Source organism: Gemmobacter serpentinus, from assembly GCF_008973825.1.
GTDB lineage: Bacteria > Pseudomonadota > Alphaproteobacteria > Rhodobacterales > Rhodobacteraceae > Gemmobacter > Gemmobacter serpentinus.
Genome location: NZ_WCHR01000016.1, coordinates 96446 through 121091, shown reverse-complemented (window position 1 = coordinate 121091; position 24646 = coordinate 96446). Strand labels below are relative to the sequence as shown.

Here is a 24646-nt window from a genome sequence, read left to right as displayed (position 1 = left end):
GGGGCAGCTGCCTTAAGAAACGGTTATGCCGACTTTGGATCCGTAGGTGTGAAACGGGGCATTTGATCGTTCACCCTCTCTTAAGCGACGGATGTGCAGACTGTCCGCCAGATCTTCGCGGGGGCAGATGTGCGCTATTCAAACCGGCATGTTCCGAAAGTGGCTCCGGTGGCGCAAGGCCCGCGACGGGTGCTGGTTGTCGATGACAGCCGGGCGCAGCGGCGGGTGCTGACCCTTTCCCTGCAACGCTGGGGCTATGAGGTGTCCGAGGCCGCCTCCGCCGAGGAGGCGCTGCGGATCTGCGCCGCGCAGGCCTTCGATATCGTGTTGTCGGATTGGGTGATGCCCGGCATGACCGGGTTGGAATTCTGTAAGGCTTTCAGAGCCTTGCCGCGTGAAGGATATGGGTATTTCGTCCTGCTCACCTCCAAATCCGAAAAAGGCGAAATTGCAGATGGGCTGGATGGTGGTGCGGATGATTTTCTGACCAAGCCGGTCAATCCAGATGAATTGCGCGCGCGCCTGCGCGCGGGGGAGCGGATCATCGGGATGCAGCACGAACTGATCGAGAAGAATCGGCTGATCGGGGCCACGCTGGAAGAATTGCGCGTGATCTATGATTCGCTGGATCGCGATCTGATCGAGGCGCGCAAGCTGCAACAAACCCTTGTGCGCGAACGCAACCGCCAGTTTTCGGGTGGCAGCGCCTCGATCCTGTTGCGCCCCTCGGGCCATGTCGGTGGGGATCTGGCCGGGTTCTTTGATATCAGCGCGCGGCGGATCGCGGTCTATTCCGTCGATGTTTCGGGCCATGGCGTGGCCTCGGCGATGATGACGGCGCGGCTGGCGGGGCTGCTGTCGGGATCTGCCCCCGATCAGAACATCGCGCTGACCGGCGGGGTTGACGGCAATCGCGGGGCCTGGCCGCCGGAAATGGTGGCCTGGCGGCTGAACCGGATGATGCTGGATGACATCCAGGTGGAACAGTATTTCACCATGGCCTATGCCGAGATCGATCTGCTGACCGGCAAGGTGATGCTGGTGCAGGCGGGGCACCCGCATCCGATGCTAATCCGCCGCTCTGGCACCGTGGAGGAGTTGGGGCAGGGCGGTATGCCGATCGGCCTGTTGCCCAATGTCATTTTTGATCGGGTTGATACCGTGCTGGAGCCTGGTGACCGGCTGTTTCTCATGTCGGATGGCGTGACCGAATGCCCGGATCCTGCGGGTGCGGAATTCGGGGCCGAGGGGCTGTGCCGCTTCCTGCGCGATCATGCGAGCCTGGCCGCACCCGATCTGTTGGAGGCGCTGGTTTGGGCGTTGAACGCACATGCGGGCGGCGGCGACTTCCCCGATGATGTCTCGGGCGTGCTGTTTCAGTTCACCGGGGCGCAGCCGGGATAATGCCTGGCATTCGCGTCAGGGCGTGCCGCAAAAAGGCACGGTCGCCCGCATTGCCCAGCAGGTCATGCGCCTCCCATGCCGGCAGCCAGACCGCGCGATGGCCCGGTTCGGTCGGGGGGCCATGCGGGCGCACCGGGCGGGCCAGATAGATGCTACAGACCTTTTCGGCCCATAGATCATAATCGGGCATGAAGCAGAAACGGCGAAAGGCCCCGAGCCGTCGCTCGATGCGGATGGTCCAGCCGGTTTCCTCCATCACCTCGCGATGCAGGGCGGCAATCGGATGCTCGCCGGGGTCGATGCCACCACCGGGCAATTGAAACTCGGGCTTTGGCGCGGATTGGAAGGTGGTCAGGATCTGATCGCCCTCCAGCAGCACCGCATAGACCCCGGGCCGCCGCTTGTAGCGCTGTCCTGCCCTTACCGCCTCACCATAGCGTCGTATCATACCCTTGGGCCCCGATCTTGCCGTCCCTATATGAACGGGATATGCCAGCACCGGCGCTATCAGGAAACCCCCATGACCATCGGAACGCAGATCGCCTGGGACGATACCGTCCTGCCATTTCAACTTGACCTGTCGGATATCCGCGGCCGCGTGGCCCGGCTGGATGGTGTGCTGGATCAGGTGTTGAAGCAACATGCCTACCCGCCGCAGATCGAGGCGTTGGTCTCGGAGGCCGCGCTTCTGACCGCGCTGATCGGGCAGACCATCAAGCTGCGCTGGCGGTTGTCATTGCAGATCCGCGGCACCGGCGCGGTGAAAATGGTTGCGACCGATTACTATGGCCCGACCGAGGATGGCCAGCCCGCGCGCATTCGCGCCTATGCCCATTTTGAGGCAGACCAGCTGGAACAGGTCGAGAAACCCTTCGATCTGCTGGGCCCGGGCTATTTCGTGATCGTGATCGATCAGGGGCAGGGGATGACGCCCTATCAGGGCATCACGCCGCTGACCGGCGATTCGCTGGCCGATTGCGCCCAGACCTATTTCGCCCAGTCGGAGCAGCTGCCGACGCGCTTTGCCCTGACCTATGGCCAAAGCCAGATGCCGGGGGGCGCCCCGCATTGGCGTGCAGGCGGCGTGATGATCCAGCATATGCCCAAGGCCTCGCCCTTTGTTGCGCATGATGGCGGCTCGGGCGCGGACGGCTTGTTGCAATCCAGCGATATCGTGCAGGGCGAAGAGGGCGACAACTGGAACCGCGTGAACCATCTGCTCGACACCGTCGAAGAGATGGAGCTGATCGGGCCAAGCGTCGCGCCGACCGATCTGCTGATCCGCCTGTTCCATGAGGAGCAACCGCGCGTCTTTGACGCGCAGCCGGTGCGCTTTGGCTGTTCCTGCTCGGCGCAGAAGGTGCGAGATGCGATGTCGATCTATTCGGCCAAGGACTTGCGCCACATGACCACGCCCGAGGGGATCGTGACCGCCGATTGCCAGTTCTGCGGCGCGCATTACGAGTTCGATCCGGCAACGCTGGGCTTTGAGGCCCGGAAGGCAGAGCAGGATGGCGCCTGAGGATCTGGCGCGCCTGCTGGACCCGCCGCGCGCGGGTCTCGACAGTTCGGATTACGATCTGAACCCAGAAATCACCCTGCCGCCCGGGCGCAAGCTGCGGGCGGCAGCGGTCTTGATCGGCATCTGCGATGGGGCGGCGGGGCCGTCTGTCCTGCTGACCAAGCGCGCCTCGGGGCTGAAGCACCATCCCGGCCAGATCGCCTTTCCCGGTGGCAAGATCGAGACCTCTGATGCATCGCCCGAGGCAGCCGCGTTGCGCGAGGCGGATGAGGAGGTCGGACTGGATCCGGCACAGGTTCAGGTCATCGGCCGCCTGCCCGCGCATGAAACCGTGACCGGCTATGCCGTGACGCCGATTCTGGGCCATATCCGCGATGCCTTTGCACCCCGCGCGCAGGCGGGTGAAGTGGCTGAAGTGTTTCAGGTTCCGCTGGCACATCTGTCAGACCGGCGCAATTTCCGCATCGAACAACGTATCTGGCTTGGCCAGTGGCGGCGCTATTACGCTGTGCCCTATGGCCCCTATTACATCTGGGGCGCAACCGCGCGGATGCTGCGCGCCCTGGCGGAGCGGATGGCATGAGAATCGAGGATGATTGGATCACGCGTGGGGGCACCCAAGCCCTGTGCCGGGCGCTTTCACAGACAGGCCATCGCGCGCTGTTCGTGGGCGGTTGTGTGCGCAATGCGCTGCTGGGGGTGCCGGTCTCAGATATCGATCTTGCAACCGATGCCTTGCCCGAAACAGTCTCTGATATTGCCAAAAAGGCCGGTTTCAAGGTGGTGCCCACAGGCATTGCGCATGGCACGGTGACGGTGATTGCCGGTGGCATCCCGCATGAGGTGACAACCTTTCGCCGCGATGTGCAAACCGATGGGCGCCGCGCAGTGGTGGCGTTTTCCGGCCAGATCGAGGAAGATGCGAAGCGGCGCGATTTCACCATGAATGCGCTTTATGCCGAAGCCGATGGCACCGTGATCGATCCGCTCGGCGGGTTGCCTGATCTTCTGGCGCGCCGTCTGCGCTTTGTGGGCGATGCCGAAACCCGCATCCGCGAGGATTATCTGCGCATCCTGCGGTTCTTCCGCTTTCACGCCTGGTATGGCGACCCGGATCATGGGATCGATGCCGAGGGGCTGGCAGCCTGTGCGGCCCTTTCTGCCGGAATAGAGACGCTTTCCGCCGAGCGGATCGGGGCCGAGATGCGCAAGCTTTTGGCGGCGCCCGACCCTGGGCCCGCCGTAGCCGCCATGGCACAGGCGGGGATCCTAGCGCATGTGCTGCCCGGGGCGGATCACCGGGCCCTTGCGCCTCTGGTGCATCTGGAAGCTGATCTGCCGCCACGCTGGCTGCGGCGTCTGGCGGTGCTGGGGGGCGAAGATCCGTCTGATATCTGGCGGCTGTCGCGGGCGGAAAGTCGCGATTTTGGCCTGCTTAGAGACGCATCGCGCGAAGATGGCAGCGCCGCCGTTCTGGGGTATCGCCTGAAATCGCACCTGGCCGCAGATGCGATCCTTGCCCGTGCCGCGATGATCGGTGCCCCGCCGCCGCCCGGCTGGCAGGGCGAGGTTGCGCGCGGGGCGGATGCGCGTTTCCCTGTGGGCTCCGCCGATCTGATGCCCGCGCTGACTGGTGCGGCGCTTGGCGCGCGGCTGAAAGAACTGGAACAGCTCTGGTTCGCATCTGACCTGCGCGCAACCAGGCAGGATCTGCTGGGCTGAACTTTTCCTTCTGCGCAAAAAGGACTATATGAGGCCTCCGCTCTAGGGGAGGCTCTTCGACATGTTCCGCTTTTTTGAAGGGCTGGTTGACCCTTATCAGGCTTATGCGCGCAGCGACACGCCGCCGCGAAAGCTCTGGCCGTTCCTGCGGGATTATATCCGCCCGTTCCGCAAGGTGTTTGCGGCTACGGCGGTGCTGTCGGTGATCGCCTCTGCGATGGATGTGGCGATGATCTGGTATGTCGGGCGTCTGGTCGATCTGCTGAGCCAGGGTGGCCCGGCGCAGGTCTGGGCCGATTATGGCACCGAGATCATTCTGGTCGGGCTGTTCGTGCTGATCGTGCGACCGATGCTGATCATCTCTAACGTCGCACTTTTGCACAATACGATCCTGCCGAACTTTGGCACGATGATCCGGTTCCGCGCGCATGACCATGTGATGCGCCAGCCTGTCGGATGGTTTGAGGGCGATTTCGCCGGGCGGATCGCCAACCGGGTGATGCAGACGCCGCCGGCGGCCGGAGACGCGGTGTTCCAGACCTTCGATGCCGTGGCCTTTGCCAGCGTCACCATGGTCGGTGCCGCGATCATGCTAGCGGGGGCCGATATCCGGCTGTTGCTGCCGATGATTGTCTGGTTGCTGCTTTATGCGGCGCTGGTGCGTTGGACCCTGCGTCGTGCAGGGCCCGCGGCCAAGGCCAGTTCCGACGCGCGCTCGGCGGTGACGGGGCGTGTGGTCGACGCCTATACCAATATCCATTCGGTGAAGCTGTTTGCGCATCACGATATGGAGATGCGCCACGCCACCGAGGCGATCGAGAACGCCCGCACCACCTTCCAGCAGGAAATGCGCATCATCACCAAGATGGATCTCGCGCTGACGGTGCTGAACGGCTTCCTGATCGTGTCGATCACCGGCTGGTCGTTGTTGCTGTGGTATCAGGGCGCGGCAAGTGTTGGCACGGTGGCGGCGGCAACCGCACTGGTGCTCCGGTTGAACAACATGACCTATTGGATCATGTGGGCAACCACCTCGCTTGTGCAGGCGCTTGGCGTGGTGCAGGAGGGGATGGAGACCATCACCCAGCCCATCGGCCTTGTCGATGCGGGCGGTGCCCAGGCATTGCAGCTGAGCAAGGGCGAGGTGAAATTTGAAGGCGTGTCGCATCATTACGGGCGCGGCAGCGGGGGCTTGCGCGATATCAGTCTGACCATCCGGCCGGGGGAACGGATCGGCGTGGTCGGGCGTTCGGGGGCGGGCAAATCGACCTTGGTCAAGTTGATGCTGCGCTTCTATGATTGCGAGGCGGGGCGGATTCTGATCGATGGTCAGGACATCGCCCATGTCACGCAAGACAGCTTGCGCCGCGAAATCGGTATGGTTCAGCAGGATTCGAGCCTGTTGCATCGCTCGGTCCGGGAGAACATTCTCTATGGCCGCCCCGATGCCAGCGAGGAGGCGATGATCGCCGCTGCCAAGCGGGCCGAGGCGCATGATTTCATCCTGACGCTGGAGGATCCGCAGGGGCGCAAGGGCTACGACGCCCATGTCGGCGAACGTGGGGTCAAGCTGTCGGGCGGGCAGCGCCAGCGTGTGGGCCTCGCGCGGGTTATCCTGAAGGATGCGCCGATCCTCATTCTGGATGAGGCGACAAGCGCGCTGGACAGCGAAGTGGAAGCGCAGATCCAGGAGGCGCTATATGGCGTGATGCAGGGCAAGACGGTGATCGCGATTGCACACCGCCTGTCGACCATCGCGGCAATGGACCGCATCGTGGTGCTGGAGGATGGCGGCGTGGCCGAAGATGGCACCCATGCCGAATTGCTGGCACAGGGCGGGCTTTATGCGCGGTTCTGGGCCCGACAATCGGGAGGCTTCATCGGCATTGACGATGCCGCGGAGGAGACGGCGTGAACCTGACCCGACGCCTTGGCGCGCTGATCGACGCCTTCGATCCGGCAGAGGGGCCGCCGCCGCAACAGCTGGGCGCCTTCTTTCGCTGGTCGCTGCGTGGCGCCTGGCACCCGCTGATCGTCGCGGGCGCGATCTCGGCCATGGCGGGCACGACCGAGGTGGTCTCGGCGGTGATCCTTGGCTGGGTGGTGGATGCGGCGGTGAGCGGCGGACCGGCCGGGTTCTTTACCCAGAATGCGGCTCTGTTGCTGCTGTTTCTGGGCTTTTACATGGTGCTGCGGCCGCTTGCCTTCGCGGCCTCGGCCGCGTCAAATTCGATCATTGTCGGGCCAAATGTGATGCCACTGGTGCTGAGCCGGTTGCATCGCTGGACGCTGGGCCAATCGGTCACCTTCTTCGACAATGATTTCGCAGGCCGCATCGCGCAAAAACAGATGCAGGCCGCGCGCGCCACCACCGATGTCGCGACAGAGATGATCAACACCGTCTGTTTCGCGCTGGCCTCGGTGATCGGCTCCGCCATCTTCCTGATTGCGATCGACGCCTGGATTGCGCTTGCGATGATGCTGTGGCTGCTGGCCTATCTGGCGCTGATCCGGTTCTTCTTGCCCAAGGTGAAGCGCAATTCGGCGGCGCGGGCCGGGGCGCGGGCCATGGTCTCGGGGCAGGTGGTCGATACGATCACCAATATCAAGACGGTGAAACTGTTCGCCCATGCCGCGTTCGAGGATCAGGTCGCGCTGAAAAGCATGGAAGTGTTCCGCGAGCGCAGTCTCGAATTCGGCACGATTTCCACATGGTTCCGCTTTTCGCTGATGACGCTGGCGGGGGTTCTTCCGGTGGTGCTGATCGGCAGCACGGTCTGGCTGTGGCAGCAGGGCCACGCCACGGCGGGCGATATCGCGGCGGCTGGGGCTGTCGCGATGCGCATCGCCCAGATGACCGGCTGGGTCAGCTTTACCCTGATGTCGATCTATACCAGCATCGGCGAGGTTGAGGATGGAATGCGCACGCTGGCGCAGCCGCATGTCCTGGCGGATGCCCCGGATGCAATCACGCTGGGGCGGATTTCCGGCGCGATCCGCTATGACGATGTGACCTTTGCTTATGGCCATGGCCGGGCGGGCATCCATGGTGTGACCCTGCATATTCCGGGTGGCGAAAAGATCGGGATCGTCGGGGCCTCGGGTGCGGGGAAATCCACCTTGGTCAGCCTGCTTTTGCGGCTCTATGATACTGAAAAGGGCAGGGTTTCGGTGGATGGCCATGACGTGCGCTCGGTCAGCCAGGAAAGCCTGCGCCGTCAGATCGGCATGGTCACGCAGGAAACCGCGATGTTCAACCGATCGGCCCGGGACAATATCGCCTATGGCCGCCCCGATGCCTCCGAGGCCGAGATCATTGCTGCCGCCACCGCCGCGGAGGCGCATGAGTTCATCATGGCGATGGAGGATCATCAGGGGCGGCGCGGCTATGACGCCTTTCTGGGCGAGCGTGGCGTGAAGCTGTCTGGCGGGCAAAGGCAGCGTATCGCGCTTGCGCGGGCCTTCCTGAAAGATGCACCGATCCTTGTGCTGGACGAGGCGACTTCGGCTCTGGACAGCGAGGTCGAGGCCAGCATTCAGGCGGCGCTGGATCGGGTGATGCAGGGCAAGACCGTTCTAGCCATTGCACATCGCCTGTCGACCATCGCCGCGATGGACCGCATCATCGTGCTGGATCGCGGCCAGATCGTCGAGGAAGGCACGCATGAGGCCCTGCTGGCGAAAGGGGGGCTTTACGCGCGCTATTGGAACAGGCAATCCGGGGGCTTCATCGTCACCGAAGAGGCAGCGGAATGAAACTGACCATCGCCCGGCTGGGCCATCATGGCGACGGCATTGCCGAAGGGCCGGAGGGCACGATCTTTGTGCCGGGGATGCTGCCGGGCGAAGAGGTTGAGGGCGAGCTTTCGGGGAATGTGCTGACGGGCGTGAAGATCGTGACGCCGTCGGCGGATCGGGTAAAGCCGGTTTGCAGCCATGCCAAAACCTGCGGCGGCTGCCAGATGCAGCATGCGCGCGACGGGCTGGTGGCTGACTGGAAGCAGGGCATTGCCGCCGGAGCCCTGGCCGGGCAGGGGCTGGAGGCACCGCTGCGTCCGATCCTGACCTCGCCGCCGCGATCGCGCAGGCGGGCGACCCTGGCCGCGCGGCGCACCAAGGGCGGCACCCTGATCGGCTTTCATGCGCGTGGATCGGATACCATCATCCCGGTGCCGAATTGCCAATTGCTGCATCCCGATCTGATGGCGGCTATGCCCGCGCTGGAGGCGCTGGTGATGGCGGGCGGCTCGCGCAGCGGCACGCTGGACCTGACGGTGACGCGCAGCCTTGCCGGGCCCGATGTCGTGGTGAAAGGCGGCAAGCCGCTGGATGCGGACATGCATCTGCAACTGGCCCGCATCGCCGAGGCGCATGGCCTGTCGCGCCTGACATGGGAAGATGAGGTCGTGGCGCTGCGCGCGGCCCCGATGCAACGCTTTGGTCGCGCGCTGGTGGCACCGCCGCCGGGTGCCTTCCTGCAAGCCACCGCCGAGGGCGAGGCCGCGCTTCTGGCCACGGTGCGCGAGGCGGTGGGCAAGGCATCCCGCATCACCGATCTGTTCGCGGGGTCTGGCACTTTCAGCCTGCCTTTGGCGGAACAGGCCGACATCCACGCCGTGGAGGGCGACGCGGCGATGATGACGGCGCTCGACAAGGGCTGGCGCATGGCGGGGGGCTTGCACAAGGTGACGGTGGAAACTCGCGATCTGTTCCGCCGGCCGCTGGAGCCCGATGAGTTCAAGGGCGTGGAGGCCGTGGTCATTGACCCGCCCCGCGCGGGCGCCGAGGCGCAGACTGCCACACTTGCCCGATCCAAGGTGCCGGTGATTGTCATGGTGTCCTGCAACCCGGTCAGCTTTGCGCGCGATGCGCGGGTATTGACCGCAGCGGGCTATAAGCTCGACTGGGTGCAGGTGGTCGACCAGTTCCGCTGGTCCCCGCATGTGGAGCTGGTCGCGCGTTTCGCATTGTGAGCCCCCGCACAAAGCTGTGATGCGACTGTGCCACCCTGCACCTATGCGAAGCATTCCCGAACGTGCCAAACTGCGTTAAGGGACGGAAAAAAGAAGACTCGGGCAGTTCCATGGCTTTTCTGCGTATTCTCCTCCTCGTGGGCCTTGCCTTCGGGTTGGCCGCCTGCGGTGGTGGCGACAAGAAGTTCCGCACCTATCGCGGGCCTGCGGTGACGACGATTCAGGTCCATAAGGCGGACCGGAAGATGTATCTGCTGCATAAGGACAAGGTTCTGAAGCAGTATGATATCGATCTTGGCTTTGCGCCGGTTGGCCACAAGCAGTTCGAGGGCGATGGCAAAACGCCGGAAGGTGCCTATTACATCACCCATCATAACCCCAAAAGCCGCTACCATCTGTCGGTCGGGGTGTCCTATCCCGATGCGTTGGACCGCGCCTATGCCGCTTCACAGGGCAAGTCACCCGGTGGCGATATCATGATCCATGGCCGGTCGGATTACAAAGGCACCAATAAGGGCGACTGGACCGCGGGCTGCATCGCAGTCACCGACAAGGAGATTGAAGAGATCTATTCGATGCTCCGCCAATATACCCCGATCTATATCCTGCCCTGATCGATCCTGATCCGGCATGACGAAAAAGGGCCCGCGAGGGCCCTTTTGCATATCCGACTGCCCTACCGACGCGTGCGCGGGGCACAACCGGACCGCGCACACGCGCGATGTCACTGGATGGGGGCGCCGTTGCCGTCCATCTCGGAGGTGACGGTGCGGCCAAGCGCGGTCGCGGTCACATTGGCCACCGGGCCACGGGTGCTGTCGCCGGTGACAAGTGTCCACCAGATCTTGCCGCTTGGTTCCTGATACCAGCCGAAGCCCAGCTCATTGGCCTTCGGGTCCATCAGCACGCCCAGCGTATCGGGTTGCGCCGACCATTCCGCCAGTGTCTCCAGCTCCGACTCGTAGGTCTCGGAAATCACCTCGCCCTGCAGGTGGCCGACATAGCCCGCGCGTTGCGCCCGCAGCAGCGGTGATGATCCGTCCGAGCCAAAGTGCCAGGGCCTGCCCTGCGCCGACATGTCGCGCGAATGCGCGGCCGCAGCGGCATTGAGCGCGGCATTATATTGCACTGGCACCAGCCCGCGCGCGGCCCGCAGGGTGTTGAGCGAATCGCTGACCCGCCCGGGGATCTCTGCCGCCTGCCGCTTGTCGATCCTGAAGATCGTCGGCAGCGGGCGCCCATCTGCGCCCAGCGTGGGCGCCGGAGGTTCACTGGAGCAGGCTGCCAACAGAGCCGTCATACAGACGGCCAGAACCGGAAGTCTCGTCATTTATCAAACACCAAAGGCTGCGGACCTGCTGTCTTTAGCCAAAGCGCCGCGCAGGATCAAACGCAACTCTGCGTGAAATCGCCTGATGACACCTGTTTGATTTGCGAAATGGCAACAGTGCAGCTAGAAACCGCCGAAATATCTAGTTGAGGAGATCGGTCGATGTCTGCCGATGCGTCGTTCAAGCCCACCCGCCGGACGGTTCTGGGTGCAGCCGCTGCGGCCCTTGGGGCCAGTGCCCTGCCCGCCCTTGCACAGCAGGCGCCGGTGCGCAGCAATATCGCCAGCTTTCGGATGCTGGATTGGCAGCCCTATTTCCCCGATCTGCAAAAGGGGGCCATGCTGGTCGATACCCAGTCGCGCTGCCTGCATTACTGGTCGGCGGATCAGGCGATCTACAAGCTGTATCCGACGTCGGTGCCGCTCTCGCCGGAACTGACCCGTCTGGGCCGCACCACGATCATCAAGAAGGACCCGGCACCAAGCTGGCGTCCGACACCGTCGATGCGCGAACGCAATCCCGACTGGCCCGCCTTCATCCCGCCGGGCCCGGATTGCCCGCTGGGCACCCGCGCCATGTGGCTGTCCTGGGAATATTACCGCGTTCATGGCACGCATGACACGCGCAAGATTGGCCGCAAATCGTCGAATGGTTGCATCGGCATGTATAATGAACATGTCGAGGAACTGTATGATCTGGTGCAGATCGGCGCACAGGTTCTGTTGATCTGAGGTTGCGCCACGGCGATGATGACGTTTCCCGGTCCTGTCGGCATCGCCTGCAGGGCCGGTCGCATTTCAGGAGCTTGAGAAGATGCAGACCCTTTCCAAGAAGGCCCTTGCCCTTGCCGCCGTGCTGACCCTGGCGGGGCTGCCCGCCTTGGCGCAGCCGGTTGTCGTCGAAGAGGTGGAACAGCCCGTGGCCGTCGCCACCGCGCCGGCCTCGTCAGGCGGGGCGATCGCGGTGCCGCTCTTGGGCCTGCTGGTGCTGGCAGCCGCGCTGGCAAAGTAAAGGGCACGCGCGGGGCCAGATGGCCTCTGGCCCCCCGAAACGGGGACGCGCGACAGTCTAGATCCAGCCGCCCAGATTTTCGCGGATCACCGCCGTCAGCGCGGTGATATGCGCGGGCTCTGCGTTCAGGCAGGGGATATAGGTGAAGACCTCGCCGCCCGCATGTTCGAAGCTTTCGCAGATCTCGCCCTTGATCTCCTCCAGCGTCTCGATGCAATCGGCGCTGAAGGCGGGCGCAATCACGGCGATGCGCTTCTTGCCCTGTTTCGCCAGTTCGGCCACATGCTCCACCGTATAGGGGCGCAGCCATTCTTCGCGGCCAAAGACCGATTGGAAGGTGGTGGTGATCTCTGTCTTGTCCCATCCCAGACGCTCGCGCAGCAGGCGCGAGGTTTTCTGGCATTTGCAGTGATAGGGATCGCCTTCCTCCAGATAGCGTTTCGGCATCCCGTGATAGGATACGACCAGCATGTCGGGGCGATGGTCTAGGCTGGCATAGGCCCGCTCCACCGAGGCTGCGAGGGCCTCGATATAAAGCGGATGCTCAAAGTAATCCGGCACGGTGCGCGCGGCAGGCTGGCGCTTTTCCTGCATCAAGGCGCGGAAGAAGGCATCATTGGCCGTCGCAGTCGTGGCCCCCGCATATTGCGGGTAAAGCGGGAAGAACAGGATCTTTTCACATCCCGCCGCCACCATGGCCTGCACCTTCGACTTGGTGGAGGGATTGCCGTAGCGCATACAGAAATCGACCATCACCCGGTCACCATATTCGGCCTTCAACGCTTCGGCCACCGCATGGGTCTGATCGCGCGTGATCGTCATCAGCGGGCTTTCATTGCGCGCCTGATCCCAGATCAGCTTGTAATTCGCGCCGCTGGTGAAGGGGCGCTTGGTCAGGATCACCAGTTGCAGCAGCGGTTGCCATTTCCAGCGCGGCAGGTCGATGACCCGGTGATCCGAGAGAAACTCGTTCAGATAGCGCCGCATCGACCAGTAATCGGTCGCATCCGGCGTGCCGAGATTGGCCAGAAGCACCCCGATTTTCCGCGGCGGCAGCGCCGGATGATCGGCGGGGGCGGCACTGGTGCCAGCACTATGCGCGTCACGCATGGGTCTCTCCTCAGGCTTCTCCCCCTGAGATAGCGGTGAACCGCCCGGGGTCAACTGTCGTTTTTTGTCGCAGGATCGGTGCCGGTGTCGCGTGCGGCCTTCAGTGCATCTTCCAGCCGCATGGTCGCCGATCCGGGCCTGAGCGGCTTTTGCTGGCTTTCATGCGGCGACCAGCCGGTCAGACAGATCACCTCGAAACTGGCGGGGATACGGCCATCCTCGGTGCCGAAGGCCTGCGCATAGCGTTGTGCTGCCTCGATCATCACGCGGCGCGGGGTAAAGGTCCGGCGGCGTTCATGCAGGGCATTGGTTTCGCCCATGGCCCGCAGATCGGCCATCAGGTGGAACAGATCACGATAGCTTGCCCTGCGCTGGAAACTGTCCGCCACCGGCAGATTGAGGCCGGAACGTTGCAGCAGCGCGCCCAGATCGCGGATCTCGCCCATTGGCAGGACGCGCGGCGACAGGCCGCCGGTCACCGCAATCTCGGCTTCGGCAAGACTGGCACGCAGTTCGTGCAGGGTTTGTCCGCCCAGCATGAAGCCCAGAAACAGCCCGTCCGCCACCAGCGCGCGCCGCGATTGCACCAATTGCCCGACCGGGTCATTCGCCCAGTGCAGCGCCATGGCATGGATCACCAGATCATGCGCGCCGGGTTCCAGATCCAGCACCTCGTCATCGGGCACAATCTTGGCACCGGGCAGCACATTTGCCCAGATCTCGGGGAAGGCACTGATGATGGCAGGCCGCGTAAACTGCCTGTTAACCGGAATCAGCCTTTCCTGAACCTCCAGCACGGCTTCTTCGTGCAGGAACAGCGCATCGCGGCAAGCGCGGCGACGGTGTTGGATCAGGGCTTGGCGGTCTGTCAGCGGCGGCGGGGTCATGCTGGCTCCTTCGGTGTGGCGACCATAGGAGGGCGGGATGAGATTGCAAGCCGCGGTGCAGCTGATTTACCCGCCGCAATGTCTCAGTTGCGATGCGCAGGTGACCAGCGATTTTGGCCTTTGCCCCCAATGCTGGCGCGATACGCCCTTCATATCCGGGCTGGTCTGCGATTGTTGCGGGGTGCCGTTGCCGGGGGATGACCCGGATGAGGTGGTGCAATGCGATGACTGTCTGGCCATTGTCCGGCCATGGTCGCGCGGGCGGGCGGCGATGGTCTATCGCGACAATGCGCGCCGCATGGTGATGGCGTTGAAACACGGTGATCGGCTGGATCTGGCCAAGCCTGCGGCGGGCTGGCTGAAACGGGCGGCAGCACCGCTGTTGCAGCCCGATACGCTGCTCGTGCCGGTGCCGGTGCATTGGCTGCGGCTGATCCGGCGGCGTTACAATCAGGCGGCGTTGCTGTCGGCGGCGCTGGCGCGGCATTGCGCATTGCCGCATTGCCCCGATCTGCTGATCCGCAGCCGCAACACCCATAGCCAGGAAGGGCGCGACCGCGAAGGACGATTTCTGAATGTCGAAGCCGCGTTTCGCCTGAACCCGAAACGCGCCTGGCAGATGCAGGGTCGTCCGGTGCTGCTGGTCGATGATGTCATGACATCGGGTGCCACTTTGGCGGCCTGCACGGATACCTTGTTGGAGGGTGGGGCGGCACGGGTCGATATTGTCGTCATGTGCCGCGTTGCGAAGGAGGGCTGATTGACTGTAGCTTGCGCGGGAAATTGCCCCAGTCGCGGACCCCGCCATGAAAACCGTCGAAATCTATACCACCCCCACCTGCCCCTATTGTCTCGCCGCCAAGCGGCTGCTGACCAAGAAAGGCGTGGCCTTTACTGAAATCGATGTCAGCCGCGACCCGGATCTGCGTCTGGCGATGACCGATCGCGCGGGCGGTCGGCGGACGGTGCCGCAGATCTTTATCGGTGGCCAGCATGTTGGTGGCAGCGATGATCTTCACGCGCTGGATGCAGAAGGTGGCCTAGATCCGCTGCTGGAGGGCTGAGCCTTGCGTTGCGCCCTTGTGCAGCCCGCTGTCAGCGATGGGGCCGGGCGAAACCATGCCCCGGCCCTGGCCCATGGGCGGGTAGCAGCGCCTGCGGCGGGCGTGTTGACGCCAGAGCGCGCCAGCCGTCCCGGTTTCCGCCGTGATTCAGAATGCGCCAGCCCGTTCGGGGGGGCGTGATGTCCGACAAGACCGACGATCTGGCGATCGCCTTGTTTGGCGAACTGTTCATGGCGGATCAACTGGCCCGCAACCGCATCTCCAAGGTGCTGCCGCGCGGGATGGAACTGTCGCATTTCGGTGTGTTGAACCATCTGGCGCGCATCAATGAGGAACGCACGCCCGCACAATTGGCCCGTAGCTTCCATGTGACGCGGGGGGCGATGACCAACACTTTGTCCAAGCTGGAATGGGCAGGCCATGTGCATATTCGCCCGGATTGGGACGATGCGCGGCGCAAATTCGTCGCGATCAGCCCCGCAGGCCGTGCCGCGCGTGATGCGGCGGTGCAGGCCATCGCGCCGCTGATTGGCGATGTGGTGCAGGCGCTGGGTGCCGAGCGCGTGCGCTCTGTCCTGCCGGTTCTGCGCGAAATGCGCACAAGGCTGGAGGCCGAGGACTGAGCCCCGGCCGGACTGGCCGCGCGATCTGGGCGATCAGTTGCTCAGATCGCGGACACGGGTTCCGATGCCCAGCAGATCATAGGCCATGCGCACCGCTACGCTGTTATTGACCAGCGAGCTTTCGGTAACCATCACCACATCGCGATCCTCGATCAGAAACTCGCCGGCGCTGAACAGCCCGTCTGCAGTGGTCAGGTCGATGGCAAAGACGATACGGTCCTTGCTGGGGCCGGTGCCATCGCTGCGCACATGTTTGGCATCATAATCACGCAGGATCAGCACACCGCCCGGATTGGCGCGCGTGTCCTTCAGCCCGCCCGCCAGCGAGGCTGCATCCAGCGCGTTCAGCTTGTCATCGGTGAAGGGGATCTGCGCCTGTTTATTGGTCGCGCCGAGCGACAGGAAATACCGCTCGTCATTTTCAACATAGACCTTGTCGCCGCCGCGCAGGGTGGTGTCGAGGCTGGGCGATTTCATCAGCCGTTTGGCCGAAATCCCATAGAGTTTGCTGCCGCGCATCAGCCGGATCTGCGGGTTGGTCAGATCCTTGGAGATGCCGCCGCCCTGGGCGATCAGGCTCAGCACGGTGAAATCGCGGTCCGGCATCACCACGGCACCGGGTTTCTGCACGCCGCTGATCAAGTCGACCGAGTTTTGCCGCCCCGCCTCATGGCGCAGCTGGACCTGGGCCGAGGGGATGATGGCGCTGAACTTGTCCTGAATCGTGGCGCGCGCGCGATCAGGCGACATATTGGCGATATAGACGCGGTCCACATAGGGCAGGAAGACCTCACCCTCGGGCGAGACGCGGATGGATTTCAACTCCACCACCTTCTGGCCCGCCTGCGCGAGCAGCGAGCTGTCGCCATTGTCCCAGATCGACAGATCAAGCACATCGCCAGACTGGATCTGCGGCGAGGACGGTCCGCGCACACGGTCCAGCCAGCCGGTCGGATTGGGGTTGGCCTTCTTTGGCCAGCTGCTCAACTGGGGCAGGGTGTCGCGATTGACCGGGAAAACCGCAAAGCTGGCATCTTCCTTTTCCGAGCCGCTGATGACCTGTTCGGCGCGCGGCGCACTTGCCGGGCCATCGCCGCAAGCGGAGAGAACGGATATGCCAGCCGAAAGCAGAATAAGCTTTCCGGTTTTCTTGATCATAATTCACTCCGGTCTCGTCACACCTGGCGGGGTGGACATATGCAGCCTGCGCAAGATACTTGGGCGCATTCATAGGTTCAACGCCCAAATGCGGGCCGGGATGGGGATTGGCGGTGATCTGTGTTCTTGGTGCCAATGGCAAGATCGGGCGGATTTTGCAACGGGCATGGGCCGATCAGCCGGTCTTTTGGCAGGGGCGGCAGGGTCAGGTTACCAAGGGCCTGCGCTGGTCGCTGCTGGAAGATGCCGCGCCACCTGCGCCCGCGCCGGATCTGGTACTGATAAATCTGGCCGGGGTGGTGCGCGGAAGCGATGAAGATCTGAACAAAAACAGAGATTTGGCTGCGGCTGCCTGTGATCTGGCGGATCGCTGGCAGGCGCGGCATGTGTTTCATTGCTCTTCGGCGGCGGTTTATGGCGCGGCGGGGCTGGATGGTCTGCTGCTGGCCGAGGATGGTCCTGCGCGACCGATCAGCGGCTATGGCGCGGCCAAATTGGCAATGGAACGGTCGGTCGCGGCGCGGTTGCGGGATGGTGGCCCGGGGCAAACCTGCCTGCGCATTGGCAATATCGTCGGCGCCGATGCGCTGATCGGCAATGGCCGCGCGGGCGAGGATGTGCGTCTGGATCCGGTGCTTGGTCAGCCGCAGGGGCCGCTGCGCTCCTATATCGGGCCCGCGGCTTTGGCGCGGGTGCTGGCCGGTCTGGCCGATCTGGCTCAGCGCGGGGCGGATCTGCCTGCGGTGCTGAACATCGCGGCCCCCGGGCTGGTCGGTATGGCCGATCTGTTGCGGGCGGCGTCGATCCGTTGGCATTGGGGGGCGGAGAACCCGCAAGTGCTGGGGCGGGTCGGGCTGGATACAGCCCGGCTTGAGGCTTTGCTGCCGGGCATTGCGGGCCGCGCCGATGCGGCGGCGATGGTGGCCGAGTGGCGTGATATGGGTCTGGGAGGGCCGCAATGACCCTGTCGAAACGTCTGTTTGATCTGGCGCTGGCCTTTCTGCTGGTGGCGCTCCTGGCGTTGCCCTTCGGCATTCTGCTGATCGTGCTGCTGCTGGTGCAGGGGCGGCCGATCTTCTATGTCGCCGAACGGATGAAGGCGCCCGGGCAGCCGTTTCAGTTGTGGAAGCTGCGCACCATGTCGGTGGTGGCGACGGATTCCGGTGTGTCCGGCGGCGACAAATCCGCCCGCGTGACCCGGATCGGGCGGCTGCTGCGCCGCGCCCGTCTGGATGAGGTGCCGCAGCTTTGGAATGTGATCCGGGGTGATATGAGCTTTGTCGGCCCGCGCCCGCCCTTGCGGTTTTATGTCGAAAAATTCCCGGAGCTTTACGCCGAGGTGCTGAAAAGCCGGCCCGGCATTACCGGCCTTGCGTCGCTGCATTTTCATGCCCATGAGGAATGGCTGCTGCGGCAATGCCACAGCGCGGCCGAGACCGATGCGGTCTATTCCCGCCGATGTGTGCCCAGAAAGGCAAAACTGGACCTGATCTACGCCAAAAACCGCAATTTCTGCTTCGATCTGCGGCTCATTGCTGATACCGGGGGGCGGGTGCTTTTCAAAAAGCTGTTTCGGCTGTAACTCCGTATACAGTGGGACAGTGGCGCGACGCTTCGGCGGGCGCGCTTTTTGGGTTTGGCCGCGATCATTGTGTGTCGGCCGTATAGGGAAGCCATGAAACAGATCCGGACGGCCCTTTTTTCCTTTCAGCTGCGCCTGACCCGGCGCGGCAAGCGCGTCATCTTGCTGCTGATTGACGTGATCCTGCCGCCGGTGGCGCTGCTGGCCAGCCTATTGCTGATGCATAAGGGGCTGGGGATGCTGTCTCAGGTCCCGGCGCTGCAATATTATGTGCTACCCGGTCTGGCGATCCTTGGGGGGCTGGTCTCCTACCAGTTGGGCCTGCCACGCATTCAGCTGAAATCCTATGAAACCGCCGCGATGATGCGCACCGGCGTCTATGCTGCGATCATGACCATCTTCACGACAGTGCTGCTGGTCATGACGGTGCCCAGCTTTCCGCTGGTTGGCGTGGTCACCTATGGGCTGCTGCTGTTCATGGGTTCGGCCAGCCTGCGAGTGGCCCTTCTGGGCATCCTGCTCTGGGTGTTGCGGCAGGGGCAGCCCAAGCATCGCGTGCTGATTTACGGTGCGGGCACAACCGGGGTGCAACTGGCCGCGGCCCTGCGCTCGCATGAGCGGATCACGCCGGTCGCCTTCATCGACGACAATGTTGCGCTGCAATCGACCATGGTGGCGGGGCTGCGCGTGTTGTCGCCCGACAATCTGAAGCGGGTATCAGAACGCTATCAGACCCAGCGGGTGATCCTTGCCATGCCCTCGGTCTCGCCGCCGAAAATTGCGCGGCTGACCCGCAAGCTGCGCGAAATGGGGCTGAAGGTGCAGTCGCTGCCGTCCTTTTCACAGCTAGTCGGCACCGAGGAGCTGATCGACACGTTGAGCCCGGTCAATCCCGGCCAGTTTCTGGGGCGTGAACAGATCGATCAGGGTCTGGCCCGCGCGTCAGAGGCCTATAGCGGCAAATCGGTGCTGGTTTCGGGTGCCGGCGGGTCGGTCGGGTCGGAATTGTGCCGCCAGTTGCTGCGCTACAAGCCCGCGCGGCTGGTGCTTTACGAGGTCAGCGAAGTCGCGCTTTACAACGTGGACCGCGAGCTGCGCGAACAGGCCGAACGGGCGAAGGTCGAACTTGTCTCGGTTCTGGGGTCTGTCACGGATTCCCGGCTGACACGGATGGTGATGCAGAATTACGGCATCAATGTCGTGTTCCACGCCGCCGCCTATAAACATGTGCCGCTGGTTGAGCATAACCCGATTGCGGGCCTTGCCAATAACGTGCTGGGCACCCGCACCATCACCGAAGCCGCGCATGAGGCCGGGGTGGACCGCTTCATCATGATCTCTACCGACAAGGCGGTGCGCCCGACCAATATCATGGGTGCCTCCAAGCGGCTGGCAGAGCTGGTGGTGCAGGATATGGCCAAACGCTCGCGCGGGACGGTGTTCTCGATGGTGCGCTTTGGCAATGTTCTGGGGTCGTCGGGTTCGGTCATCCCGCTGTTCAAGGAACAGATCGCGCGCGGCGGTCCTGTCACCCTGACGCATGAGGATGTGACGCGCTTCTTCATGACGATTTCCGAGGCCGCACAACTGGTGCTGCTGGCAGGGTCGTTCTCGGATCATCAGACCTCGCGCGGGGGGGATGTCTTCCTGCTGGATATGGGCAAGCCGGTGCGCATTCGCGAACTGGCGGTGCAGATGATCCAGGCGGCGGGCTATTCGGTGCGCGACGGCGATCACCCGGATGGCGATATCGAGATCCTGGTGACCGGCCTGCGCCCCGGCGAGAAGCTGCATGAGGAATTGCTGATCGGCGAGGGGCAGTTGACCACGCCGCATAGCAAGATCCTGCGCGCGCGTGAGGAAAGCCTGTCAGAGATCGAGATGGCCTCGGCGCTGCGCGCGCTGCGCACGGCGGTGGCCACCGGCGACCCCGAAGCCGCGCGCGAGGTGGTCCGTCTCTGGGTCAGCGGGTATCAGTGCCCAACCCACACTCAGGCTGAGGCAATCGCCGGACAATGATTCGTGGAAAGTCGCCCAAGCATGATTGTTGATGCAGCGGCTTTCTTTTAAGGTGCCACAAGTTCCGATGTGCAAGGCAGACGACGCATGACCTATATGGCCGCCCGCAAAGCCCGGCTTCTTCTCGCAAGCTCCCTTTTGGCCATTGGGGTCCATCAGGGGGCCCATGCCGAAACCACCCGCGCGCCCAGCCTGAATGGCTATGGTGTCAGTGGGTTGATCGACATGCCCTCAGGCGAGATGCAGCCGGACGGTTACCTGACCATGTCGACCGCCCATTGGGGGCCGATCAGCCGCACGACGCTGAGCTTCCAGATTTCGCCGCGCATGTCCGCGAGCTTCCGATTCCTTGGGATCCGGGACTGGTCGGATTGTATGCCGGCCTGTAATGCCACGACCTTCGGCACCTATTACGACCGCTCCTTCGACTTCCGCTATCAGCTGCTGACCGAGGGGCGCTACATCCCTGCCGTGACGGTCGGCCTGCAGGATCTTGCCGGGACCGGCGTTCTGTCGGGCGAATATATCGCGGCGACCAAGCACATCACCCCGGCGGTGAAGGCAACGGTCGGCCTGGGTTGGGGCCGGTTGGGCAGCCATGGTGCCATCGGTGCGCCCTTTGGGGAGCGCGGCCGGATCGATATCGGCAAGGGCGGCAAGTTCAACTTCGATCAATGGTTCCGTGGCGATGCCGCGCCCTTTGCCGGGGTCGAGTGGCAGATCAATGACAAGCTGACCTTCAAGGCGGAATATTCGTCCGATGCCTATGTGGTCGAAGACAAGCAGCGCGGCACTTTCCGGCAGCGCAGCCATCTGAACTATGGCCTGGAATATTATGTGAACGAGTGGTTCCAGGTCGGCGGCTATTACATGTATGGCAGCGAGGTCGGCCTGACCGCGCATTTCATCATGAACCCCAAGCAGCGCCCGATGGGCAGCATCAAGGATACCGCCCCCGATCCGGTGAAGCTGCGCCCGTCGCGGACCGCTGATCCCGAGGCCTATTCGACCGATTGGGTCACCCAGGCCGATGCGGCACCGATCCTGATCACCAACCTGAACAAGCGCCTGCGTCCCGACGGGATCGAGGTCGAGGCGATTTCCTACAGCGCCGATCGCGCGCTGGTGCGCATCCGCAACCAGCGTTACGACGCCGAGGCCCAGGCCATTGGCCGCGTGGCCCGCGCCATGGCACATGCGATGCCGGAATCGATCGAGACCTTCGAGATCGTGCCGGTGGTCGACGGCCTGCCTGCCTCGCGCGTGACCATGCGCCGTTCTGATCTGGAGCGGTTCGAGAACAGCCCGACCGCGGCGGAATCGATGCGCGCGGCGACGGTCATCTCTGCCCCCGGATCGCAAGCCGGTCTGACCTACGACCCGGAGCTTTATCCCGATTTCACCTGGTCGCTGAGCCCCTATAACCGCATCCGCCTGTTCGATCAGCGCGGATCGCCGTTCAAGATGGATGTCGGCGCGCGCCTTGCGGCACGGCTGGAATTCGCGCCGGGCTGGGTGCTGGAAGGCTCGGCTGTGAAGCGGCTTGCGGGGAACCTTGGCAATATCCCGCCCGCCAAACCCTCGGCCCTGCAAGAAGTGCGCTCAGATGTCGAACGCTATGACGCCAATGGCGATCCGGCGGTGGAACGGCTGACGCTGACGAAATACGCCTATCTTGGCGGTGACGTCTATGGCCGTATCTCGGCGGGCTATCTGGAGCGTATGTTCGGCGGTGTTTCGGCCGAGGTGCTCTATAAGCCGGTCAACAGCAAATGGGCCATCGGTGCCGAAGCCAACTATGTTGCGCAGCGCGACACCGATGGTCTGTTCGGCTTTGGCGAATATGACTACCGCGTCGCGACCGGCCATATCTCGGGCTATTACAACTTTGCGCCGGGTTATCATGCCCAACTGGATGTCGGCCGCTATCTGGCGGGAGATGTGGGGGCAACACTGAGCGTGGACCGCGAATTCGCCAGCGGCTGGCGTGTCGGCGCCTTCGCCACCAAGACCAATGTCTCATCCGAGGACTTCGGCTCCGGCTCCTTTGACAAGGGGATTCGGCTTGAGGTTCCGCTGGCATGGGGCACCGGGCGTCCGGGTCGCAAGACCTATGAGACCACGATCCGGCCGTTTGGTCGCGATGGCGGCGCGCGTCTGGATGTCGAGGGCCGTCTTTACGAGGCGGTGCGCGATTATCACGAAGAAGGCATCGACGCCCAGTGGGGGAGATTCTGGAAATGAGCAGGTCTTCTCTGCTGATCGCGGGCCTGCTGTGCAGCGCCCTGGCTGCCTGTGGCAACCAGACCGAGATTTCGCCGGTTCTGGGGGCCATCACCCAGGCTGCCAAGGGGGCCACCACCAAGGCCAAAGGCCCCGCTGCACCGCCCGCCGAGGTGACGCGGGCCGATCTGGCCCAGCTGAAGGTTCCGGTCATCAAGGGCGAGTTGAAAAGCGGCAATGCCACGTTCTATCTCGTGCCGATTTCGGTGAAGGGCAATGTCCAGACCTGGTCGACCTCGGACAAGCTGACGGTGACCTTCCGCGATAGCGTGATGTCGGAAACCCGGGGATTCGGTCCCGACATCATGCAATCAAGCGGTCCGACCCTTGCACAGCTTCGTTCGGGCAATAGCACGCATCGCCGCAGCTATGTTTATCTGGATGGCGGCGACCAGCTGATCCGCATCAGCTATGACTGCACCGCCCGTTCGGCGGGCCCTGCCACAGTGACTGTGGTAGGGCTGCAACATTCGACCACTCATGTGGTCGAGACCTGCACCGCAAATGGGGCCAGTTTCACCAATGAATACTGGTTCGAAAACGGTGGAAAACTTCGTAAATCCAAAGAGTTACTGGTTTCCGAATGGGGCCATCTCGAACTCGCGCGGGTTATTGACGGTGGCTAGGAAACTGGCTTCCTTTACTAGTCCCGTTATGCTATCGCGTGGGCAATCGCCAATCTCAAGTGTATGGAGAAAACTATGAAAAAGCTTGCTGCTCTCGTCGCCGTTGCTTCGGTCATGTCGACCGCTGCCTTCGCTGGCGGCCCGGTTGTCGTTGAAGTCGAACCGACCCCGGGTGTGGTCGTTGCTCCGGCTTCGTCGGGCTCGCTCGGCGCTGGTGCCGTGGTTGCTGGTCTGGCCGGCCTGGCGCTCGTCGCCGCTCTGGTTGCCAACGACTCGGGCGATCACTAATCGTCCCTGTTGCCTCAGGGCAGCGGATGATACAGGGGGCTCGCGTAAGCGAGCCCTTCTGCTTTTCCGGGGGCTACTTGCCTTCGGGGCAGCACAGGACCGGGGAGATGTCATCGTGAAACGTGGTTTGGTCCGCAGATTACGCCGCATCTTCGTGCGTGCCGGCAATGCCAATCTGGGCATGGCGGCGGCTGGCGTGACCTTTTATGGTCTGCTGTCGATGTTTCCGGGCATCGCCTTCATCATCGCGATCTGGAGCTTTGTCGCCGATCCCGGCGCGATTCGGCAGGAGATGGAGCTTCTGGCCGATTTCATGCCCGCTGACGCCTATTCCCTGCTGCGCACGCAGGTCGAGGCGCTGCTGAGCACGAATAGCAGCGATCTGGGGCTGACGACCTTCATATCATTGCTGGTTGGCCTGTGGTCCGCGCGTGCGGGCGTGCAGGGCATGATGTCGGCCCTGAATGCCGTCCACCACCGCCCCGATCATGGCAGCGTCCAGGGCGCGCTTCTGGCGCTTGTGCTGACGCTTGTACTTGTGGCGGTGGCGCTGACTGCGCTGATTGCCGCGATCATCGTGCCGCTGGGAATCGCGCTGCTGCCGCTCGGGGCGCTGGCCGCAATCACGCTTGAGGCCGTGAACACGCTTTTCGCCCTTGGGCTGGTGGTGCTGGGGCTGGCCCTGACCTATCGCTTTGGCCCGAATCGCGAGGAGACACAGCGTATCCGCCTGCTGACCCCCGGCCTTCTGGTGGCCGTTGTGCTGTGGTTCGCGGTCTCGCGCGGCTTCGTGCTCTATCTCGCGCATTTCAACACCTATAACAAAGTCTACGGCTCGCTTGGGGCGGTGGTGATCCTGCTGATGTGGCTCTATCTGAGCGCCTATGCCATCCTGTTCGGTGCGGCTGTGGACGCCGAAATGGAAGGCGTGCCGGAGAAGGGCCTGCCCCCGGATGATGAGGGCAACAGCGATGAAAAAGGGGCGCCGGTCTGATCCGGCACCCCTCTGTCGATCCTCACGGTCTGACGGTGCCTAAGCACCG

25 protein-coding genes are annotated in these 24646 nt (G+C 63.4%); 20 read left to right on the top strand and 5 right to left on the bottom strand.

Annotation, left to right across the window (positions count from 1 at the left end; genetic code table 11):
- The first annotated feature begins 159 nt into the window (after window positions 1-159).
- On the top strand, window positions 160-1404 hold the full coding sequence (locus GBJ34_RS08835; protein ID WP_151719157.1) for a PP2C family protein-serine/threonine phosphatase: 1245 nt from the start codon (window positions 160-162) through the stop codon (window positions 1402-1404).
- Here GBJ34_RS08835 and GBJ34_RS08830 read toward each other — a convergent pair.
- The gene (locus tag GBJ34_RS08830; RefSeq protein ID WP_151718903.1) at window positions 1382-1852 is read right to left on the bottom strand and encodes an NUDIX hydrolase; all 471 of its coding nucleotides are present in this window, start codon (window positions 1850-1852) and stop codon (window positions 1382-1384) included. The genes GBJ34_RS08835 and GBJ34_RS08830 overlap by 23 nt on opposite strands.
- Before the next feature lie 72 nt (window positions 1853-1924).
- Between GBJ34_RS08830 and hslO the strand changes: the two genes are divergently transcribed.
- The 7 genes from hslO to GBJ34_RS08795 all read left to right on the top strand — a co-directional run bounded on the left by hslO (window position 1925) and on the right by GBJ34_RS08795 (window position 10235).
- Window positions 1925-2926, top strand: coding sequence for an Hsp33 family molecular chaperone HslO (hslO, locus tag GBJ34_RS08825; protein WP_151718902.1), 1002 nt, complete (start codon window positions 1925-1927; stop codon window positions 2924-2926).
- Complete coding sequence (locus GBJ34_RS08820; RefSeq protein ID WP_151718901.1) at window positions 2916-3509, top strand: CoA pyrophosphatase; 594 nt, start codon at window positions 2916-2918, stop codon at window positions 3507-3509. The genes hslO and GBJ34_RS08820 overlap by 11 nt, the downstream gene beginning before the upstream one ends.
- On the top strand, window positions 3506-4648 hold the full coding sequence (locus GBJ34_RS08815) for a CCA tRNA nucleotidyltransferase (protein ID WP_151718900.1): 1143 nt from the start codon (window positions 3506-3508) through the stop codon (window positions 4646-4648). Before GBJ34_RS08820 ends, GBJ34_RS08815 begins: the two co-directional genes overlap by 4 nt.
- Before the next feature lie 61 nt (window positions 4649-4709).
- Window positions 4710-6563 carry an ABC transporter ATP-binding protein gene (locus GBJ34_RS08810; RefSeq protein WP_151718899.1) on the top strand — a complete coding sequence of 618 codons (1854 nt, stop codon included), beginning with the start codon at window positions 4710-4712 and terminating at the stop codon, window positions 6561-6563.
- Window positions 6560-8404 carry an ABC transporter ATP-binding protein gene (locus GBJ34_RS08805; RefSeq protein ID WP_151718898.1) on the top strand — a complete coding sequence of 615 codons (1845 nt, stop codon included), beginning with the start codon at window positions 6560-6562 and terminating at the stop codon, window positions 8402-8404. Before GBJ34_RS08810 ends, GBJ34_RS08805 begins: the two co-directional genes overlap by 4 nt.
- Complete coding sequence (locus GBJ34_RS08800; protein ID WP_151718897.1) at window positions 8401-9621, top strand: class I SAM-dependent RNA methyltransferase; 1221 nt, start codon at window positions 8401-8403, stop codon at window positions 9619-9621. Before GBJ34_RS08805 ends, GBJ34_RS08800 begins: the two co-directional genes overlap by 4 nt.
- Window positions 9622-9731: 110 nt before the next feature.
- On the top strand, window positions 9732-10235 hold the full coding sequence (locus GBJ34_RS08795; protein ID WP_151718896.1) for a L,D-transpeptidase family protein: 504 nt from the start codon (window positions 9732-9734) through the stop codon (window positions 10233-10235).
- 110 nt (window positions 10236-10345) lie between these two features.
- Here the strand turns inward: GBJ34_RS08795 and GBJ34_RS08790 are convergent, their stop codons facing one another.
- Entirely contained in the window at window positions 10346-10951 is a 606-nt protein-coding gene (locus GBJ34_RS08790) for a CAP domain-containing protein (RefSeq protein WP_151718895.1), read from the bottom strand.
- A 162-nt stretch (window positions 10952-11113) separates the two neighbouring features.
- Here GBJ34_RS08790 and GBJ34_RS08785 point away from each other — a divergent pair, with 162 nt between their 5' ends.
- On the top strand, window positions 11114-11683 hold the full coding sequence (locus tag GBJ34_RS08785; protein ID WP_151718894.1) for a L,D-transpeptidase: 570 nt from the start codon (window positions 11114-11116) through the stop codon (window positions 11681-11683).
- 82 nt (window positions 11684-11765) lie between these two features.
- Window positions 11766-11963, top strand: coding sequence for a hypothetical protein (locus GBJ34_RS08780; protein ID WP_151718893.1), 198 nt, complete (start codon window positions 11766-11768; stop codon window positions 11961-11963).
- A gap of 57 nt (window positions 11964-12020) precedes the next feature.
- Here the strand turns inward: GBJ34_RS08780 and hemH are convergent, their stop codons facing one another.
- Window positions 12021-13073, bottom strand: a complete 1053-nt coding sequence (hemH, locus tag GBJ34_RS08775; RefSeq protein WP_151718892.1) for a ferrochelatase — start codon at window positions 13071-13073, stop codon at window positions 12021-12023.
- Between the two features lie 50 nt (window positions 13074-13123).
- The gene (locus GBJ34_RS08770) at window positions 13124-13960 is read right to left on the bottom strand and encodes a methyltransferase domain-containing protein (protein WP_151718891.1); all 837 of its coding nucleotides are present in this window, start codon (window positions 13958-13960) and stop codon (window positions 13124-13126) included.
- A 37-nt stretch (window positions 13961-13997) separates the two neighbouring features.
- On the opposite strand from GBJ34_RS08770, the gene GBJ34_RS08765 reads away from it, so the two are divergent.
- From GBJ34_RS08765 to GBJ34_RS08755, 3 genes are all read left to right on the top strand, one after another.
- Window positions 13998-14720: a ComF family protein gene (locus GBJ34_RS08765; RefSeq protein ID WP_151718890.1), complete on the top strand. Its 723-nt coding sequence runs from the start codon at window positions 13998-14000 to the stop codon at window positions 14718-14720.
- Window positions 14721-14766: 46 nt separating this feature from the next.
- Entirely contained in the window at window positions 14767-15024 is a 258-nt protein-coding gene (gene grxC, locus GBJ34_RS08760) for a glutaredoxin 3 (RefSeq protein WP_151718889.1), read from the top strand.
- A 179-nt stretch (window positions 15025-15203) separates the two neighbouring features.
- Complete coding sequence (locus GBJ34_RS08755; RefSeq protein ID WP_151718888.1) at window positions 15204-15647, top strand: MarR family winged helix-turn-helix transcriptional regulator; 444 nt, start codon at window positions 15204-15206, stop codon at window positions 15645-15647.
- 33 nt (window positions 15648-15680) lie between these two features.
- On the opposite strand, the gene GBJ34_RS08750 is transcribed toward GBJ34_RS08755, so the two are convergent.
- Window positions 15681-16805, bottom strand: coding sequence for a polysaccharide biosynthesis/export family protein (locus GBJ34_RS08750; RefSeq protein WP_151718887.1), 1125 nt, complete (start codon window positions 16803-16805; stop codon window positions 15681-15683).
- Between the two features lie 113 nt (window positions 16806-16918).
- On the opposite strand from GBJ34_RS08750, the gene GBJ34_RS08745 reads away from it, so the two are divergent.
- From GBJ34_RS08745 to GBJ34_RS08715, 7 genes are all read left to right on the top strand, one after another.
- Complete coding sequence (locus GBJ34_RS08745) at window positions 16919-17767, top strand: NAD-dependent epimerase/dehydratase family protein (RefSeq protein ID WP_226341117.1); 849 nt, start codon at window positions 16919-16921, stop codon at window positions 17765-17767.
- Window positions 17764-18387: a sugar transferase gene (locus tag GBJ34_RS08740; RefSeq protein ID WP_151718885.1), complete on the top strand. Its 624-nt coding sequence runs from the start codon at window positions 17764-17766 to the stop codon at window positions 18385-18387. Before GBJ34_RS08745 ends, GBJ34_RS08740 begins: the two co-directional genes overlap by 4 nt.
- A gap of 93 nt (window positions 18388-18480) precedes the next feature.
- On the top strand, window positions 18481-20406 hold the full coding sequence (locus GBJ34_RS08735; protein ID WP_151718884.1) for a nucleoside-diphosphate sugar epimerase/dehydratase: 1926 nt from the start codon (window positions 18481-18483) through the stop codon (window positions 20404-20406).
- An 87-nt stretch (window positions 20407-20493) separates the two neighbouring features.
- Entirely contained in the window at window positions 20494-22650 is a 2157-nt protein-coding gene (locus tag GBJ34_RS08730) for a YjbH domain-containing protein (RefSeq protein ID WP_226341102.1), read from the top strand.
- On the top strand, window positions 22647-23315 hold the full coding sequence (locus GBJ34_RS08725) for a YjbF family lipoprotein (protein ID WP_151718883.1): 669 nt from the start codon (window positions 22647-22649) through the stop codon (window positions 23313-23315). Before GBJ34_RS08730 ends, GBJ34_RS08725 begins: the two co-directional genes overlap by 4 nt.
- A 75-nt stretch (window positions 23316-23390) precedes the next feature.
- Window positions 23391-23603, top strand: coding sequence for a hypothetical protein (locus GBJ34_RS08720; protein WP_151718882.1), 213 nt, complete (start codon window positions 23391-23393; stop codon window positions 23601-23603).
- Window positions 23604-23718: 115 nt separating this feature from the next.
- Window positions 23719-24597, top strand: a complete 879-nt coding sequence (locus GBJ34_RS08715) for a YihY/virulence factor BrkB family protein (RefSeq protein ID WP_151718881.1) — start codon at window positions 23719-23721, stop codon at window positions 24595-24597.
- Window positions 24598-24646 lie beyond the last annotated feature (49 nt).